16 protein-coding genes and 2 pseudogenes are annotated in these 17,028 nt (G+C 67.9%); 14 read left to right on the top strand and 4 right to left on the bottom strand.

Annotated elements, in window-relative coordinates; all coding sequences use genetic code 11:
* The first annotated feature begins 135 nt into the window (after positions 1–135).
* Positions 136–1,242, top strand: a complete 1,107-nt coding sequence (locus tag ACN28I_RS21370) for a response regulator transcription factor (protein WP_420943804.1) — start codon at positions 136–138, stop codon at positions 1,240–1,242.
* Positions 1,243–1,303: 61 nt separating this feature from the next.
* Here ACN28I_RS21370 and ACN28I_RS21365 read toward each other — a convergent pair whose 3' ends face one another.
* Together ACN28I_RS21365 and ACN28I_RS21360 are read right to left on the bottom strand one after the other, a co-directional pair.
* On the bottom strand, positions 1,304–1,981 hold the full coding sequence (locus ACN28I_RS21365; RefSeq protein WP_420943803.1) for an iron-containing redox enzyme family protein: 678 nt from the start codon (positions 1,979–1,981) through the stop codon (positions 1,304–1,306).
* Positions 1,982–2,046: 65 nt separating this feature from the next.
* Positions 2,047–2,859 carry a GNAT family N-acetyltransferase gene (locus ACN28I_RS21360; RefSeq protein WP_420943802.1) on the bottom strand — a complete coding sequence of 271 codons (813 nt, stop codon included), beginning with the start codon at positions 2,857–2,859 and terminating at the stop codon, positions 2,047–2,049.
* A gap of 352 nt (positions 2,860–3,211) precedes the next feature.
* Between ACN28I_RS21360 and ACN28I_RS21355 the strand changes: the two genes are divergently transcribed.
* The 5 genes and pseudogenes from ACN28I_RS21355 (at position 3,212) to ACN28I_RS21335 (ending at position 8,222) form a co-directional block, all read left to right on the top strand.
* Positions 3,212–3,754 carry a sigma-70 family RNA polymerase sigma factor gene (locus ACN28I_RS21355; RefSeq protein ID WP_420943801.1) on the top strand — a complete coding sequence of 181 codons (543 nt, stop codon included), beginning with the start codon at positions 3,212–3,214 and terminating at the stop codon, positions 3,752–3,754.
* Entirely contained in the window at positions 3,741–4,115 is a 375-nt protein-coding gene (locus tag ACN28I_RS21350; protein WP_420943800.1) for a hypothetical protein, read from the top strand. Before ACN28I_RS21355 ends, ACN28I_RS21350 begins: the two co-directional genes overlap by 14 nt.
* Positions 4,112–4,840 (top strand): ImmA/IrrE family metallo-endopeptidase, encoded by a 729-nt coding sequence (locus ACN28I_RS21345; protein ID WP_420943799.1) that lies wholly within the window; start codon positions 4,112–4,114, stop codon positions 4,838–4,840. Before ACN28I_RS21350 ends, ACN28I_RS21345 begins: the two co-directional genes overlap by 4 nt.
* A 2-nt stretch (positions 4,841–4,842) precedes the next feature.
* The gene (locus ACN28I_RS21340) at positions 4,843–6,003 is read left to right on the top strand and encodes a hypothetical protein (RefSeq protein ID WP_420943798.1); all 1,161 of its coding nucleotides are present in this window, start codon (positions 4,843–4,845) and stop codon (positions 6,001–6,003) included.
* Between the two features lie 24 nt (positions 6,004–6,027).
* Positions 6,028–8,222, top strand: a pseudogene (locus tag ACN28I_RS21335) (helicase HerA-like domain-containing protein).
* 57 nt (positions 8,223–8,279) lie between these two features.
* On the opposite strand, the gene ACN28I_RS21330 reads toward ACN28I_RS21335, so the two are convergent.
* Positions 8,280–8,918, bottom strand: coding sequence for a hypothetical protein (locus ACN28I_RS21330; RefSeq protein ID WP_420943797.1), 639 nt, complete (start codon positions 8,916–8,918; stop codon positions 8,280–8,282).
* A gap of 366 nt (positions 8,919–9,284) precedes the next feature.
* On the opposite strand from ACN28I_RS21330, the gene ACN28I_RS21325 reads away from it, so the two are divergent.
* The 8 genes and pseudogenes from ACN28I_RS21325 to ACN28I_RS21290 all read left to right on the top strand — a co-directional run bounded on the left by ACN28I_RS21325 (position 9,285) and on the right by ACN28I_RS21290 (position 16,180).
* On the top strand, positions 9,285–9,797 hold the full coding sequence (locus tag ACN28I_RS21325) for an SUF system Fe-S cluster assembly regulator (RefSeq protein ID WP_420943796.1): 513 nt from the start codon (positions 9,285–9,287) through the stop codon (positions 9,795–9,797).
* Positions 9,794–11,231, top strand: a pseudogene (gene sufB / locus ACN28I_RS21320) (Fe-S cluster assembly protein SufB). The gene ACN28I_RS21325 and the pseudogene sufB overlap by 4 nt, the downstream one beginning before the upstream one ends.
* Positions 11,120–12,010: a Fe-S cluster assembly ATPase SufC gene (gene sufC / locus ACN28I_RS21315; RefSeq protein WP_420948690.1), complete on the top strand. Its 891-nt coding sequence runs from the start codon at positions 11,120–11,122 to the stop codon at positions 12,008–12,010. Before sufB ends, sufC begins: the two are co-directional and overlap by 112 nt.
* Positions 12,007–13,332: a Fe-S cluster assembly protein SufD gene (gene sufD / locus ACN28I_RS21310; RefSeq protein ID WP_420943795.1), complete on the top strand. Its 1,326-nt coding sequence runs from the start codon at positions 12,007–12,009 to the stop codon at positions 13,330–13,332. The genes sufC and sufD overlap by 4 nt, the downstream gene beginning before the upstream one ends.
* Entirely contained in the window at positions 13,329–14,558 is a 1,230-nt protein-coding gene (locus ACN28I_RS21305) for a SufS family cysteine desulfurase (protein WP_420943794.1), read from the top strand. The genes sufD and ACN28I_RS21305 overlap by 4 nt, the downstream gene beginning before the upstream one ends.
* The gene (sufU, locus tag ACN28I_RS21300; RefSeq protein ID WP_420943793.1) at positions 14,555–15,007 is read left to right on the top strand and encodes a Fe-S cluster assembly sulfur transfer protein SufU; all 453 of its coding nucleotides are present in this window, start codon (positions 14,555–14,557) and stop codon (positions 15,005–15,007) included. The genes ACN28I_RS21305 and sufU overlap by 4 nt, the downstream gene beginning before the upstream one ends.
* A 13-nt stretch (positions 15,008–15,020) precedes the next feature.
* A complete protein-coding gene (sufT, locus tag ACN28I_RS21295) occupies positions 15,021–15,575 on the top strand; it encodes a putative Fe-S cluster assembly protein SufT (protein ID WP_420943792.1) in 555 nt (184 codons plus the stop codon).
* A gap of 95 nt (positions 15,576–15,670) precedes the next feature.
* Entirely contained in the window at positions 15,671–16,180 is a 510-nt protein-coding gene (locus ACN28I_RS21290; RefSeq protein ID WP_420943791.1) for a hypothetical protein, read from the top strand.
* Positions 16,181–16,219: 39 nt separating this feature from the next.
* Here the strand turns inward: ACN28I_RS21290 and ACN28I_RS21285 are convergent, their stop codons facing one another.
* Complete coding sequence (locus tag ACN28I_RS21285; protein ID WP_420943790.1) at positions 16,220–16,972, bottom strand: fatty acid desaturase family protein; 753 nt, start codon at positions 16,970–16,972, stop codon at positions 16,220–16,222.
* Between the last annotated feature and the right edge of the window lie 56 nt (positions 16,973–17,028).

The raw sequence follows: 17,028 nt of genomic DNA, 5'->3' as shown, positions 1-17,028 counted from the left end.
AAGGTGGAACTCCCAGCCACCTGCATACCCATCGCTCGGGCAGCCGAAGCCCTGTCCTCGCGAGGAAGGGAAAGACCCCACGGGTTGTGCGACCATGGACTTCATCCCACCTGCCTGCAGTGGAGCGACATGTCGATGAGCCGCGATTCACGCGAACGGACACTCACCTCCAAGCTGGCGGAGGCGCTGACCAGCTCCCTGCACCTCTCGGAGGTGTTTTCCAACGCCGAGGACGTGCTGTTCCAGCTCCTGCCGGCGGATTACATGGCGCTGTGTGTGTCCAGGCCGGGCCGGCAGGGGGATTACGACTGGTGGGCGACGAAGATGCCGGCCCCGTTCCTCGCCCGCTACTCCGAGCTGGCCGAGGATGATTTCGTGCGCAGCGCGGTCGTGCGCAGGCCCAACCTGGTGTTGCGTGACACGGAGATGGTGCCGCAGCGCAAGGTGCTGGAGCGCAGCCGGTGGTACCGGTACTGCCGCGAGCTGGGCATGCCGCTGGAGCAGGTGATGTCGGTGTTGCTGGACGTGAAAGGCGGGGTGCACGGCGGCCTCACGCTCTACCGCGAGCGGCGCCGGCCGTTTTCCAGGCGGGACCAGTCCCGTCTCCAGGGACTGACGCCTTTGTTGACCCACACGGTCCGCAATTGCCGGATGTATGCCGAGGTGGCGGCGCGCGGCCAGATGCTGGATGCGTTCTTCCATCATCGGGGCGCCAGGTGCGTCGTGCGGGCCAGTCCCTTCACCGAGGAGCTGCGCACGCCTTCCACCACCGCGTTGCTGAAGCGGTGGTTCCATCCCTCCGAACTGGGGTCTTCGGGCCTTCCCACGGAGTTGGTGGAGCGGCTTGCCCTGCTGGCGGCCAGGGGAGGAGATGGGCGGCTCGGTTGGGACACCTGGGCGCGGGATGGCGAGGTGCGGGGCCTGGCGGACCAGGACCTGCGGGTGACCTTCACCCGGCTGCCGGAGCGGGATGGCCAGCGGCTCTGGGCGTTGGAGTTCCAGGAGATTCCGCGTGCCATCCCCGTACCCGAGGCGTGGCGTCAGCTCCTCACGAAGCGCGAAGCCGAGGTCGTGAGCTACGTGCTCCAGGGCTGGGACAACCAGTTGATCGCTGAGCACTTCGGCCGCGCACGGGGAACGGTGAAGAAACATCTGCAGCGTGTCTTCGACAAGCTGGGCATGGACAGCCGGAAGGCCCTCATGTCCCGGGCCGGCCTCATGTCCAGGGGGCCTCTCTCGTGACCTCTCTTCCTCCACTGGACAGGCCTCCTGAGGGGAGCCGGTTGCTCCGCGTCTGGACCTCTCAAGAGAAGAGGCCGCTGTAGAGGGCGCGCGTGGTGCGGGCCGACAGCAGCAGTGCCGACTGTTCCCGCGGGTCCGTCAGCGAGCGCAGGACCGAGGCCAGCTCGGCCACATGACTTCCATCCGCGTCCCCATGGCCGCGCAGGAAGGTGACCGCCTTGCGGATGTTCGGGATGGCGTTGGCCGCGAGCAGGCGCTCCACGGTCCTGCTGGCGTGTTGCACGGACAGGTATTCCAGCACGTAGGCCGTGCCGAGGAACGCGGCGGGCACGCCGGACAGCGTGGTGTAGCGGTTCCACGCGACATAGGCGATGACCGCGGGGCTCTGCTCCGCGCCTTCGACCCGCTCGGCCGGCCACCCCAGGTTCTTCAGGTCCGCCAGCAACCACCGCTCGTGCCCGCGCTCCTCCGCTGACTTCTGGAGGAGCAGCTCCGCCAACCGGGGATGCCAGCCCAGCCGCTTCATCCGGTGGCCCGCCTCCGCCAGGAGCGGCGTGGTCCACCGCACGTAATGGTACGTCTGCACCAGGTAGTGGGCGTAGCTGCCGGCTTCGATGCTCCCATCGATGAGGCGCCGGGCGGCGGGGTGCGCCTTCAACTCCTCCACGAGCGTGCGCGCCTCGTCCTGCAGGGTGTCCATCCAATCCGTCTGCGTCTGTGTTCCGTTCGGCGTGTGCATGTACGTCTCCTGTCCAGGGCCGCTGCGGGTCCTGGGGGTTGAGAAGGAATGGGGCGGGGAGTGGGTCAGACCTGGGCGTGGCGCGAGATGCCTCGGCCCAGGGAAGCGAAGCAGGCCAGGGTTCTGGCCGGAACCTCATCCAGTGCCGCGACGAGCGGCAGGGAGAAGCGGTGGAACCCCGTGTCGTAGAGAGGCTCGGCGATGAACCGTGCCCCCATCTTGTAGGCGAAGAACGACAACACCCGGGGCATCCTCAGTCCGTTGAAATGCCCCTGCCGGGCGCGGTCTCGCTCCGAGGGGGTGAAGCGAGGAGCGCTCGGCGTGGCGGGGGGCACCGGAGGCGCGTGGGCCCGTGCACGCCAGCGCTGGCTCACCAGCCCCTGCCGCATCGCCATCTGGTGGATGAGCTGGGCGTCCTCGGTGGAGTCCGTCTCCATGTTCGCGGAAGCAATCCAGTGCGTCACCCCCCGCTGGCGGCTTTCCGCGTAGAGCCCGGCCTGGAGCCACACGAGCGCCTCGGAATGGCGCCACTCCTTGAGGACGCAGAAGCGCGTGCTCTCCGCGAACATCAGTCCCGGTCCCCCCACGTCCGGCAATTCCAGCTTCTGCTCCAGCTCGATGCCCAGGCGTCCACCCGTGGCGCTTGCCACTTCGGAGTTGGGCAGCAGCAGCCTCGAGGTGGCCACCGGCGTGTCATCCGCGTAGACGACGAGATGAACGGTGGTCTCCAAGGTGTCGAAGCCGTTCACCTCCCGGAGTGTCGTGGTGGCCGTGCTTCCAAGCAGTCCCAGCTCCTTGCCAAAGACGGCCCAGCGGATGCGCAGCGCATCGTCGAGCTGCCGCTGGGTGGTGGCGACGCGGCAAGACAGTGTCGTCATGCTTCCCCTCACATGAAGTGACACGGCCCCTCGCCGTGTCTTCACCCGGTTCCTTCGCCGCCAAAGGCCCGAGTTCGCCGGGCCAGGTTTTTCCCTCCCGGCACGGGCTGGAGCCGGGCCGCCGTCTCCTGTCCATACCTCTTGAGGGGTACAGACAACGCCTTCGGGCATCACCCAACTTCTTCCGCCATGCGGAAGCCGTGCCCGTCGAACTCCATGGGTCCGGTGCCGAAGGAGTGGAGGCGACACATTGAACGCATGGGCGAATGAGTCCTGGCGAGGAGAGGGGATGCGCTATCCATCACCGGCGGATGAGAGGCTTCTGCACGCGCGCGTGGTCCAGCAGGACCCAGTGGCTTCCACTGACGTCTTCATGACGTACATGGATCGAATCGTGAAGATCCTGATGCAGCGGCTGGGCTGTGACGAGGACGCTGCCCATGACTCCACTGTCGAGGTGATCTTCACCTACATCCACAGGCCCGCCCGGTATGACCCGGACAAGGGACGCTTGTTCTCCTACCTCATGCAGGCGGCCAAGCACCGGGCGCTGGACAAGCGTCGCGCAGCGGACGCACGGGCCCGGCGAGATCAAAAATACGGCAGCGATGTCGAACATGGCACGAGGACTCCGAAGGAAGCATTGGAGGACCTGGTGGAGGCGAGACTCGCCATGAATCGGCTCGTGGAGCGCCACATCCTGAAGAGTGAACGGGACTGGGAGGCCCTCCGGCTCATCCTCGTGGGTGAGCGTTCGACCGAGCGTCTCGCGGAAGCCCTGGGGTTGGCGTCGCTGCCCAGGGAAGAGCTGAAGCGGGCGGTGAAGCGGCATCGGGACCGCCTCATGAAGTTGCTGGAGCGTTTTGGAAAGGAGGATTCCGATGGCCAATCCTAAGTGGCTCGAGGTCGCGGCCCGGCGCAGCGGGCAGCTCTCCTGGACGCTCGGCTACGTCTTCGAGCAGTACCGGAAATACGAAGGCAGGTCCGCCGAGGAGCTCGCGGTGGAACTGGACTGCTCGCCGGAGACACTCGCGTGGTTGTCCCTGTGCCGGCGCCCCAGCGAGGAACGCTTCGTCGAGCACCTGGAGATGATCGAGAAACGTTTCGCAGTGGAACCTCATCGGCTCGCGGCCGTGGTGCGGCACGTCGAGGTGTTGGATGTTCTTCCCGCGAGTCAGGAGCAGGAGGAGGCGCACGAGGAGTCCTTCCTGCTCGCGGCGAGAGATCACACCACCGACGACGAGACGAATTCATGACAGAGGCCTGGTTGCAGGAAGCCGTGAAGGCATGCCGTCTGCCGTCCTGCATTCCATTGAGCGACCTGCTCAAGAAGATAGGCATGGTGCTGCCCATCAGTCTGGTGGCCATGCCTCGCCTCACGTGTGGCATGGCTCGCGACTGGCTGGACTCGAAGGGGCGCGCGCACGGAGGGCTGCCACGCACGGGCCGCCGTCTGCATGGGTGCATGGTCGCGCATGCGGGCCGTGGGATTCTCTTCTATGACGGCCAGGACGAAGCACCCCAGCAGCGCTTCACCCTGATGCATGAAGTGGCGCACTTCGTGCTCGATCACCATCTGCCCCGGGCCCACGCGCTGCGCGCCTTGGGGCAGGACATCCTTCCGGTCCTCAACGGCGAGCACGCCCCCGCGCCTCACCAGTCCCTGTTCTTGACGCTCAAGCGGATTCCCTCCGGTGTCCAGGTCCGGTTCATCGAGCGCACCGCGTCCGGAGACCCCTGCACGGGCAAGGCGATGGAAGCGGAGCTGCGCGCGGATCTCCTTGCCTTCGAGCTGCTGGCTCCGGCCCTGGAGGCGCTTCCTCTCGTGAGGGGCTGTTCCTGGCAGGATGCGGAGGCGCGGCTGGCCTCGCGATTCGGGCTTCCGGTCAAGGAGGCGCGGGCCTACGTCCGGTTGTTGTTGGCCCGCGAGCCCGAGCGCCGTCCCTTCTTCCTGAAGTTCACGCCCACGGAGGAGCGGTAGCCATGCAGAATGGAACCCCGCCGGATGGAGGAAGGCGATTCGTCGGAGACGCGGATTACCGGGCGATCCTGGGAGAAGATCTCTCCACCACGCTCGATCTCCGCACCTGGGAGAAGGGGTGGGAAATCGAGCGGTTGATCTCCCGCATCCGTTCCCAGGTCGCCAGCGCCGAGACCTCGGAAGCGCGCATCCGGGCGGCCATCCGCCAGGAGATCTTCCCCGACCTCAAGAGGCAGACCCGGATTCCCGAGGCGGGAGTCTATGAGGCCAGTCCCGAGAGGCTGAAGACCGTCTTCGAGAGCCTGCTCTTCCCCGGACGGGTCGAGGCGGTGAACAGCATCGCCGCGTCTCATGACAGCCTGGCGCTGGGCATCACCCAGATCGGTGTGTCCATCGTGGGCTATGGGGGCCGGTCCGGAACCTTCTCCCAGCGCCTCTTTCGCAAGGATGTGGCCGCGCGCAACCCGGACACGCTGAAGGTGGTGCAGGACTGCCTGGAGCGGCGGCATGAGCGCGGCCCGAGGGACAACGTGTCCATGCTGATGCGCCGCTACATCCGGGCCTATGCCGAGCGGGCCATCCTCCTGGACAGATCCGAGGCGGAATGGCGCATCGGTCCGGGCAATCCCTGCTCACGGGAGATGCTCTCCGGCGCCAACTACAAACCCCTGTTGAAGGCGTCGATCGACGTGCTGAAGCGGCTCATCCGGGAGCACCAGAAGTTCGTGTTCGTTTCCAAGGAGCTGGACGAGGAGGGGTACCTGACGCTCGGAGACGCGTTGAAGGCGGGCGAGTACGCCATCCTCCATACGCTCGAGGAGGACAGCAGCTACTTCGTCCGGCGGTGGCACTACGATCATCAGATGGGGGACGAGGCGCTCGCCTTCGTGATGGACTACTGCCCGGAGGTCTTCATCGGACTGTTCCGGGCCTCGGAGCAGTCGCCGCCGCGTCTCTTCTACGCGCACCGGAAGCACGTCCACATCGCGGCCCATGTGGCCCTGGCCGACAGCATCCTGCGGCCCGACCGGGGGTTCCCGATGCTCCTGGACGTCGCGGACGCGTCGTGCCGTGGCGTCTTCGGTTCGGAATCCTTCCTGGGCCTGGTGAACGACGCCTACACGCGCGCGGGCTCGCATCATCACTATTTCGGCGGACGCTGACGGCGTTGGCGGGAGACCTGAGACATGGCTGACGACAAGACTCCGAAGTTCCCGGGCACCGGTGTGCCCCCCGGCGGGTTGGCCCGCCCGGCGGCTCCCCAGGGCAACCCCAGGGCTCCTGGACAACCGGGTTCGGCGGCTCCTCCTCGTGGCGCGCGGCCGATGGGTCCTGCTCCACAAACGGCTGGCCGTGGGGCTCCGCCACCTTCCGGGATGGGCCCCGGGCGTGGCGCGCCCGCTCGTCCTGCCGCTCCGCCGGAGCGCAGGGCTCCACCGGCTCCGGACATGGACGCTCCGTACAATGAGGTCGTCCGGCCGCTCCCGGACAAGGTGCTCGGAGAAGCTCGAGGAGCTTCGGCACCAGGCGGAACGGGTGACCGCGGGTCTGGATCCCGAGCTCGAGAAAGCGGTGGGCTTCACCCACTTCGACACCACCTCGAGCCAGGACAACCTCATCACCGTCCTGACGACCCGGAAGGATCTCCACCTGCTGGCATCCCAGACGCTCGTGCGGGTGAAGTCCAAGGAGGACAACCGCTCCTACCTGGGCCTGGTCGTCCGCGGCCCCTTCGCCGAGCCCGATGCCGTCTCCGCCAATTCCACGATCGCCGTGGGTGTGGTGGTCCAGGGCAAGAAGCTCACCTATACCTTCGACTACCACGGGCGCGCCGAGATCGAGATCCTCGGCGAGGAGCTCGGCGGGAAGCTGGTTCCTCCCGGTCACCGGCCCCGGCCGAAGAGCCCCGTCTTCCTCCTGGATGACGCGGAGAGCGAGCACGTCCTCGGCATGAGTGGAGACCTGTGTCTGGGGATGGTGGTGGGCTACGACTACATGGAAGCCCGCTTCCACCCCATGGACAAGTCCGTCCTTCCCCGCCACACGGGCATCATCGGCACGACGGGTGGAGGCAAGTCCACGACCGTCGCGACGCTCATCCATCGGGCGCAGGAGGCGGGAATCGCCACCATCGTCTTCGACGTGGAGGGGGAATACACGCATGTGGACAAGCCCACCGACGACCCGTCGATGATCGAGGCGCTCAAGCGCCGCAAGCAGAAACCCCAGGGCGTGAGGGAACTGCACATCCACCACCTGATGGGCCGGGACAGCCGCAACCCCCGGCACAAGAACCTGCACCCGTTCGCGTTGAACTTCTCGAGCCTCTCGCCCTACGCGATCGCGGAGATCCTCGACCTGTCGGACGCCCAGCGGGAGCGCTTCCACAAGGCCTACGACGTCACCAAGCTGCTGCTGGAGGACTTCGGCATCTTCCCGAGGACCCCCGAGGAGCGTCAGCAGGTGTTGGAGCCTCGATGAGCTGTCGACGGGCTTCCCCCGCATGACCATCCAGCACCTCCTGGACGTCGTGAGCACCTATATCTACAGCCTGAGTGACGAGGGGAAGGCGGAGACCAGGAGCCGGTCGAAACCCACGTCCCGGCGGCAGGCCAGCCTCCTGGAGCCCACGGAGGGCACCGAGGCGGACAGCCCGGAACCGCCCCAGGACAACCTCCCCACCCTGTACAGCGAGTTCCGGAACAGTTTCGGCCGGGTGATGGGCCGGGTGATGGCCCATGCGAGCAGGAACGAGATCAGCTGGAAGACCCTGGCTGGCAAGCTCCACTACCTGCGGCGCCTCAAGCTCTTCGATGTCGGCTCGGCGCCCGGAGTGGACTACGGCTCGATGCTGACTCCCGGGCGGGTATCGGTGATCGACCTGTCGGACACGGATTCGCCCCAGCTCAACAACCTCGTCATCGCGGACATCCTCCGCGGGCTCCAGGAGACCCAGGAGGCGCGCTACCAGCGGGCCAATGAGCAGGGGCAATCCGTCACGCCGGTCCTCATCATCATCGAGGAGGCCCACGAGTTCCTCTCGGCGAGCCGCATCTCCCAGATGCCCGTGCTGTTCGAGCAGGTGGCCCGGATCGCCAAGCGCGGCCGCAAGCGGTGGCTGGGACTCGTCTTCGTCACCCAACTGCCGCAGCACCTTCCCAACGAGGTGCTCGGTCTGCTCAACAACTTCATCATCCACAAGATCACCGACAGCACGGTCATCTCCCGGATGCAGAAGACCGCGGGCACCATCGACGAGAGCCTCTGGAACCGGGTGTCGAGACTCGCACCCGGGCAGGCGCTCGTGTCGTTCAGCAACTTCACGCGGCCGTTGATGGTCGCGGTGGACCCCGCCCCTGTGAAGCGGTTGCTCGTGGAGTAGCTGGCGTGGGCGGGCCTGGAGTCCAGCCCGCCCCCGCCGATGTGGACGGAGCCGCTGTCAGGGCTGCTTCTGCAACTGGACGGTCATGGACGTCATCCCGCCCGAGGGATTGAGGGTGACCGTGCCCGCGGTGAGGAACTCCTCGGTGATCCGGAGCGCCAGGGAGTCGGTGATGGTGTCATCGCTGCTGAAGTCGATATCCCAGAGCTGGAACACCCACGGCTCCGCCAGCAACTGGCTCGCCTTCGCGGTGCAGCCGCCGCTGGTCCACGCCGGAGTGTAGCTCTCCACCTCGGGCGTCTGGGTGTAGGTGGTCGACCCCGGGCACCGCATCGAGACGACGACGTCCGGCGCGGAGTCGTCACCATCCCAGTAGGTGCCATTGTCGCTGGAGGCGATGCGGGCCGAGACGGGCTGCACGCGCCAGACGCTGTTCGGGTCCACGCCGCACGTCTGGTCCGTCTTGCACACCTTGCTGGAACCACAGGCCATGCACGCGGCTCCCGCCTTGCCACAGGCGGAGGCGGTGTTGCCCGTCTGGCACGTATTGTTGAAGCAGCAGCCCGTGCAGTTCGAGGCGCTGCACGGCTGCTGGGTGCCTCCTCCCGGGTTTCCATCTCCTGGAGTGTCGTCGTCACCGCCGCAGCCAACCAGGAGGGACAGCGCGAGGACGGCCCCTGCGAAAAACCTGTTCATGTCTTCTCGATGGAGGGGGGCGTGCTTGAAGGTGGGTACAACGCCGGGACGGGCCTCCCCCCCTCTCGAAGGCCCGTCCCGGGACGCACTGGCCGGGACCAACGGTCGGCGCGCAAGATGCGCCGTGGAGAGCACCGTGTCTGTACCCCTCAGGTGGTATGCGGCGGTGGCTCTTCGACGGTGGCTCTTCCGCGAGGGACCGCGCGAGCGGCCATTCGCGGGCCTTCACTCCCAGTCGCCGGGTAGCCAGGACGCCGGGCGCTGACGGCACGAATTTTAATGCGGACCAACTTAGTCCTGTTTAAAGAGCCCTCACGCACAGGTGCCCTCGGAACAGGGGGCGCCGGATGGCTGGAGAGATTCCGAATGCTCCGGATGAGCAAGATGACCGACTACGGCATCGTGCTGCTGACCGAGCTGGCGCGCGCCGGGAACGAGACGCGCACGGCGAGGGAGTTGGCGGCCGGTACCGGTGTGCCCCTACCCTCGGTGAGCAAGGTGCTCAAGGGGCTGCAGGGTGCTGGCCTGCTGGTGTCCCACCGCGGCGCGAGCGGCGGCTATGGGCTGTCCCGGCCCGCCGACCACATTCCCCTCACGGAGATCATCTCCGCGCTCGAGGGCCCCGTCTCCCTCACCGAGTGTGGAGCGCAGGGAGCCCATCCGCCCGCGGGCACCTGCGAGCTGGAGACGGTGTGCCGGGTGCGCGGCCATTGGCGCGTCATCAACCGCACCATCCAGGACGCGCTCGGGCGGCTGACGCTGGCGGACCTGTGCGCGCCGGTGCCCCGGCTGGTGGGCCTCGGGGTGCCCGCCCGCCCGGCCGCTCCCGCCCAGAACCCGAACCCCAATCCCGCCACGGCTGGAGGAGCCCACTCATGAGCACGCAGACCATTCAGAGAGCTCACCAGGCGCCAGTACGAGGCCGGCTTCGTCACCGACGTGGAGTCCGAGGCCATTCCCCCCGGGCTCAACGAGGACGTCATCCGCCTCATCTCCGCCAAGAAGGGCGAGCCGGACTTCATGCTCGAGTGGCGTCTGCGCGCCTACCGGCACTGGCTCACCCTGAAGGAGCCGCGCTGGCAGAAGGCAGAGTACTCCACCATCAACTACCAGGACATCATCTACTACTCGGCACCCAAGAAGAAGCCGAAGCTGGACAGCCTGGACCAGGTGGACCCGGAGATCCTCAAGACGTACGAGAAGCTCGGCATCCCGCTGCACGAGCAGAAGCTGATGCAGAACGTGGCGGTGGACGCCGTGTTCGACTCGGTGTCGGTGGCCACCACCTTCAAGGACAAGCTGGCCAAGGCCGGCGTCATCTTCTGCTCCTTCTCCGAGGCGGTGCGCGAGCACCCGGAGCTGGTGAAGAAGTACCTGGGCACGGTGGTGCCGCACTCGGACAACTTCTTCGCGGCGCTCAACTCGGCGGTGTTCAGCGACGGCTCGTTCGTCTACGTGCCCAAGGGCGTGCGCTGCCCCATGGAGCTGTCCACCTACTTCCGCATCAACGCGGAGAACACCGGCCAGTTCGAGCGCACCCTCATCGTCGCCGACGAGGGCGCCTATGTGAGCTACCTCGAGGGCTGCACCGCGCCCATGCGCGACACCAACCAGCTCCACGCCGCCGTGGTGGAGCTCGTCGCGCTGGACGGGGCCACCATCAAGTACTCCACCGTGCAGAACTGGTACCCGGGTGACGAGGAGGGCCGAGGCGGCATCTACAACTTCGTCACCAAGCGCGGCATCGCCCACCACCGCTCCAAGATTTCCTGGACGCAGGTGGAGACGGGCTCGGCCGTCACGTGGAAGTACCCCAGCGTCATCCTCAAGGGGGATGACTCGGTGGGCGAGTTCTACTCGGTGGCGCTGGCCAACCACCGGCAGCAGGCGGACACGGGGACGAAGATGATCCACCTGGGCCGCAACTCGAAGAGCACCATCGTCTCCAAGGGGATTTCCGCGGGCCGGGGGCAGAACACCTACCGGGGCCTGGTGAAGGTGCTCAAGAGCGCCGAGGGCGCGCGCAACTACACCCAGTGCGATTCGTTGCTGCTGGGGAGCAAGTGCGGGGCCCACACGCTGCCGTACATCGAGGTGAAGAACTCCTCGGCGCAGGTGGAGCACGAGGCGTCCACGTCGAAGATTGGCGAGGACCAGCTCTTCTACTGCCAGCAGCGGGGCATTTCGAAGGAAGACGCCGTATCGATGATCGTCAATGGCTTCTGCCGGCAGGTCTTCAAGGAGCTGCCGATGGAGTTTGCCGTCGAGGCGCAGAAGCTGCTCAGCGTGAGTCTGGAAGGGAGCGTGGGATGAAGCCGCTGCTCAGCATCAAGGGTCTGCACGTACGCGTGGCGGGCCGCGAAGTCCTCAAGGGAATCGACCTGGAGCTCATGCCCGGCGAGGTGCATGCCATCATGGGCCCCAACGGCTCGGGCAAGAGCACGCTGTCGCAGGTGCTCTCCGGCCGCGAGACGTACGAGGTGACGAAGGGCGAGGTGCTCTTCGACGGGAAGGACCTGCTGTCCATGCAGCCGGAGGACCGGGCGCACGCGGGCGTCTTCATGGCCTTCCAGTACCCGGTGGAGATTCCGGGCGTGGGCAACCTGCACTTCCTGCGCACGGCGCTCAACGCCCGGCGGCGCACCGAGGGCAAGGAGGAGCTGGACGCCATGGACTTCCTCCAGCTCGCCCGGGAGAAGTCCAAGCTGGTGCAGCTCGACCAGGCCTTCATGCAGCGCTCGGTGAACGAGGGCTTCTCCGGCGGCGAGAAGAAGCGCAACGAGATCTTCCAGATGGCGGTGCTGGAGCCGAAGCTGGCCATCCTCGACGAGACGGACTCGGGGCTGGACATCGACGCGCTGCGCATCGTCTCCGGAGGCATCAACGCGCTGCGCTCGCCGGAGAGGAGCATGCTCGTCATCACGCACTACCAGCGGCTGCTGGAGTACGTGGTGCCGGACAAGGTGTCGGTGCTGGCGGCGGGGAAGATCGTCCGCACGGGCGGGCGCGAGCTGGCGCTGGAGCTGGAGAAGAAGGGCTACGCGTGGCTGGGCCAGGGCGCCGCCGCGGGTGGCAAGGAGGCGAGGCCGTGACAGAGGCGGGGCTCCAGCACTACCTCGACCTGGCCGAGCGCTTCCAGGCGGAGCGGGCCGCGGGCGCCCCGGCGTGGCTGCGGGCCTTCCGGCAGGAGGGCATCGCGCAGCTCGCGCGTCAGGGCTTCCCCACGACGAAGCTCGAGGATTGGAGGTACATGAACGTGGCCCCCATCTCCGGCCAGGCCTTCAGCCCCGTGCGCACCGTGCACGAGGCCGGGGTGGAGGCGGCGGTGGCGCGGCTGGCGCTGCCGGGCCCGGGACCACGGCTGGTGTTCGTGGACGGCTGGTACGTCCGGGAGCTGTCGCGGCTGGACGGCCTTCCCGAGGGCCTCACGGTGCGCAGCCTGCGCGAGGCGCTGCAGGACAGCGAGCCGCTGGAGGCGCTGGTGGGCCACCGGGCGCGCACGGACGCCAGTGCCTTCACCGCGCTCAACGCGGCGCTGCTGGAGGAGGGCGCGGTGGTGCGGGTGGCGCCGGGGACGGTGTGCACCGAGCCCGTGCAGCTCCTCTTCCTCGCGCGGGGTGACAGGCACGTGGCGCTGGCCAGCCCCCGGGTGGTGGTGCAGGCCGGGGACAACAGCGAGCTCACGCTGGTGGAGAGCTACGTGGGCGCGGCGCCGGGCGTCTCCTTCACCAACGCGGTGACGGAGGTGGTGCTGGGCACCGGGGCGCGGGTCACGCACCTCAAGCTGCAGGCCGAGGCGGAGACGGCCTTCCACATCGGCGGCCTGCACGTGGAGCTGGGGCGGGACAGCCGCTTCGCCTCGCACCTCATCGCCCTGGGCGGGGCGGTCGCGCGCAACGAGGTGCACTCCGCCTTCGGGGCCGAGGGCGGCGAGTGCACCCTGCAGGGCCTGTACGTGGGCCACGGCACGCAGCACCTGGACAACTGGACGAACCTGGACCACGCGCACCCGCGCTGCACCAGCCGCGAGCTGTACAAGGGCGTGCTGGACGACCATGCGCGCGGCACCTTCCACGGCAAGGTGCTGGTGCGTCCGGACGCGCAGCAGACGGACTCGCGCCAGTCCAACCGCAACCTCCTGCTCTCGGAGGCGGCGATGGCGGACGCGCGGCCGCAGCTCGAGATCCTCGCGGATGACGTGAAGTGCGCGCACGGCGCGACGGTGGGCCGGCTGGACGAGCAGGCGCTCTTCTACCTGCGCTCGCGGGGCATCTCCCGGGCGGAGGCGGAGTCGCTGCTGACGCACGCCTTCGCCAAGGAGGTGGTGGGGGCCGTTCCGCTGGCGGCGCTGAGGGATCAGGTGGAGGAGCTGCTGGCACGCAAGCTCCCGGGAGCGAAGGAGGGACGGGCATGAGCGGGGCACCTTTCGACGTGGCGCGCATCCGTGCGGACTTCCCCATCCTCCACCAGGAGGTGCGGGGCCGGCCGCTGGTGTACCTGGACAGCGCGGCGACGACGCAGAAACCCCAGGCCGTCATCGACGCGCTGGTGCGCTACTACACGCACGACAACGCCAACGTGCACCGCGGCGTGCACGCGCTCTCCGAGCGCTCCACGAAGGCCTACGAGGGTGCTCGCGAGCGCATCCGCCGCTTCATCAACGCGCGCGAGACGAAGGAGATCATCTTCGTGCGCGGCTGCACCGAGGCCATCAACCTGGTGGCGCAGTCGTTCGGCCGCGGCAATGTGGGCCCCGGTGACGAGGTGCTCATCACCGCCATGGAGCACCACTCGAACATCGTCCCCTGGCAGATGCTCTGCCAGCAGGTGGGCGCCACGCTGAAGATGCTCCCGGTGGACGAGCGGGGAGACCTGCGGCTGGAGCAGCTCGAGGCGAACCTGACGGAGCGCACGAAGCTGCTCGCGGTGACACACGTGTCCAACGCGCTGGGTACGGTGAATCCGGTGCGCGACATCGTCAAACGGGCCCACGCGAAGGGCGTGCCGGTGCTGGTGGATGGGGCGCAGGCGCTGGCGCACTTCCGGGTGGACGTGCAGGACCTGGACTGCGACTTCTACGCCTTCTCCGGCCACAAGATGTTCGGGCCCACGGGCATCGGCGTGCTCTACGGCAAGGCCTCGGTGCTGGAGTCCATGCCGCCGTGGCAGGGCGGTGGGGACATGATCCTCACCGTGACGATGGAGAAGACGGTCTACAACCGCCTGCCGTACCGCTTCGAGGCGGGCACGCCGGACATCTCGGGCGCGGTGGGGCTCGCGGCGGCGATGGACTACCTCGACGCGGTGGGGCTGGACGCCATCTCGGCGCACGACCAGGAGCTGCTGGAGTACGGGTCGCGGGCGCTGGAGGGGGTGCCGGGGTTGAAGCTGTTCAGCCGGGCGCGTGAGCGCTCCGGGGTGCTGTCCTTCCTCATGGAGGACGTGCACGCGCACGACGTGGGCACCATCCTGGATCGCGAGGGCGTGGCCATCCGGGCGGGGCACCACTGCGCGCAGCCGCTGCTGTCGTGCTTCGGGGTGGCGGCCACGGTGCGGGCATCGCTGGCCCTGTACAACACGCGCGAGGACATCGACGCGCTGGTGCGTGGGCTCCACAAGGTGCGGGAGGTGTTCGCGTGAGCTCGGACCTGCAAGACCTGTATCAAGAGGTGGTGCTGGAGCACAGCAAGCGCCCGCGCAACTTCCGCGAGGTGGAGGGCGCCAACCGGCGGGCCGACGGCTACAACCCTCTCTGCGGGGACCAGCTCACGGTGACGCTGAAGATGGACGGCGACGTCATCAAGGACGTGGGCTTTGTGGGGCAGGGGTGCGCCATCTCCCGGGCGTCGGCGTCGCTGATGACGGGGGCGGTGAAGGAGCTGTCGCGGGAGGACGCGGAGCGGCTCTTCGAGCTGGTGCACAAGCTGGTGATGGAGGGTCCCGAGGGCCTGGACATGGAGGCCCTGGGCAAGCTGGCGGTGCTCTCCGGGGTGAATGAATTCCCGTCCCGGGTGAAGTGCGCGAGCCTCGCGTGGCATGCGCTGCGCGCGGCGCTCGAGGGCAAGGCGTCCTCGGTCTCGACGGAGTAGGGAGGAAGCTCGGATGAGAGGTTTGCTGACGCCACTCGCGCGCGACTGCGAAGTGACGATGATTCCCAGCGGTGAGCGGGTGACGGTCCCCGCGGGCACCGAGGTGCGGGTGCTCCAGACGCTTGGCGGCAACGTGACCGTGCAGGGCGACTATGGGCAGCTCATGCGCATCGACGAGAAGGACGTCGAGGTGCTGGGCGCCGACTATCTCGCGCAGAACCCGAAGTCCGACGAGCCCCAGGACGCCGGGGGTGCGTTCGACGAGGAGCGTGTCTGGGAGCAGCTGCGCACGGTGTATGACCCGGAGATTCCGGTGAACATCGTGGAGCTGGGCCTGGTGTACACGTGCAAGGCCACGCCGCTGCCGGAGGGCGGTCACCGGGTGGAGATTCAGATGACGGTGACGGCGCCGGGGTGTGGCATGGGGCCGGTGCTGGTGGAGGACGTGCGCCAGAAGGTGACGAGCCTGCCCGGGGTGAAGGAGGCGGACGTGCAACTGGTGTGGGAGCCGCCCTGGGATCAGAGCCGCATGTCGGACGTGGCGCGGCTGCAGCTCGGGTGGATGTAGCTCCGGGTTCCCTCCCGTGCATATCCCCTCTCCCCCTGGGAGAGGGTTAGGGTGAGGGTCTGAATCTGGCCCGCACCGGGCCGTCAGGAGGGGATATGCGAAAGCCAGTCTGGAGTGGTCTCGTTCTCTGTGCCCTGCTCGGCTGCACGGGGCCGAAGTCCTCGACGGGAGCGGGTGAGGAGCCTCAGCCTCCTCCCAGCGCCGGGAGCCCCACGGAAGCACCGGTGGAGGCTCCCGCGGAGGCGCCCCAGCCGCTTCAGGTGACGGCGGCTCCGGCGCCCAAGGACGACCTCATCCTCAAGGGCGTCGAGCTCCAGGGCGACACGCTGGTGGCGAGGGTGATGCACTCGGGCGGCTGCAAGCCGCACACGTACGAGCTGCTCTGGAATGGCACCTTCCAGCAGTCCGCGGCGGGCGAGGCGCAGGCGGAGCTGGTGCTGGCCCACGACGCGAACGGGGATTCCTGCGAGGCGCTGCTGAACCGGACCGCGAGCTTCGACCTCGGGCCCCTGGCGCGGCGCTGGCGGGAGCAGAACAAGGGCGAGCACGGCGCGGTGGAGCTGCGCTTCGCCGGCTCGCAGGTCACCGGGCGTTACAGCTTCTGAGCGGGCGGGGACCGGAGCGGGTCCGGTCCCAGCGCGGGCTCACGGCGTCGCGAGATCCGGCGCCGGGGTGCTCTCGGGGGCCTGCGGAGCGGTGGGCGCGAGGTTCAGCTCCTCCGCGCGGGGCTGCAGGCCGGTGATGGCGGTGATGATCCTCTCCATCCCATCGAAGAAGCCGATGGCCTCCAGCGGCCGGTTGAGCCAGCCGGTGGTGATGCAGTAGTGGCTCGTGTGGGGCGCGGTGTGGTGCACGTCATGGTGCTCGCGGCCGAGGATGATGCCGCGGGCCTGCAGCCACGACACCAGGGGCGAGACGTGCTGCATGTGCGACCACTTGTGGAACTGGTTGGTTCCGAAGACGCCCAGGCACAGCATCAGCACGAAGGTGAGCGCGGACGAGGCCCAGGGCGCCTGAGGCCCCGAGGGCAGCAGCAGCGCGAGCGCCAGCACCGGCACGCTCACCAGGCAGTTGTGGCCGTTGGTGGCCACGAAGCCATGGCGGGTGATGTCGAGCGGATCCTCGTGGTGGACGCGGAAGGGGGTGACGAAGGTCTTCCCCAGCACCGGCGTGTTCCGCGCGAACCACGTATCGAAGAGCCAGTGCACCAGGCCGGACACGAGGTCGGCCGTCACGAAGCCCAGCACCGCGCTCACCGCGATCATCACCACCGTCTGGGAGCCGGCCGCCTGCACCACGCGGCGCGCGAGCAGGGCACACAGCACGAAGAAGAGGACGACGCCGAGTTTTTCCTGCCATTGGGCGGGGCGGGCTTGTGTGGACGTGGCGACGGACATGCGGGGGTTCCTGGGGTGGCGGCCAGGTCCCTGAGTGGGTCCTGCCTTGAGTGTTG

It is taken from the genome of Archangium gephyra, from assembly GCF_049060025.1.
GTDB lineage: Bacteria > Myxococcota > Myxococcia > Myxococcales > Myxococcaceae > Archangium > Archangium gephyra_A.
Note: the sequence above shows the minus strand (reverse complement) of the source record. Positions and strands in the feature narration are given on the sequence as shown.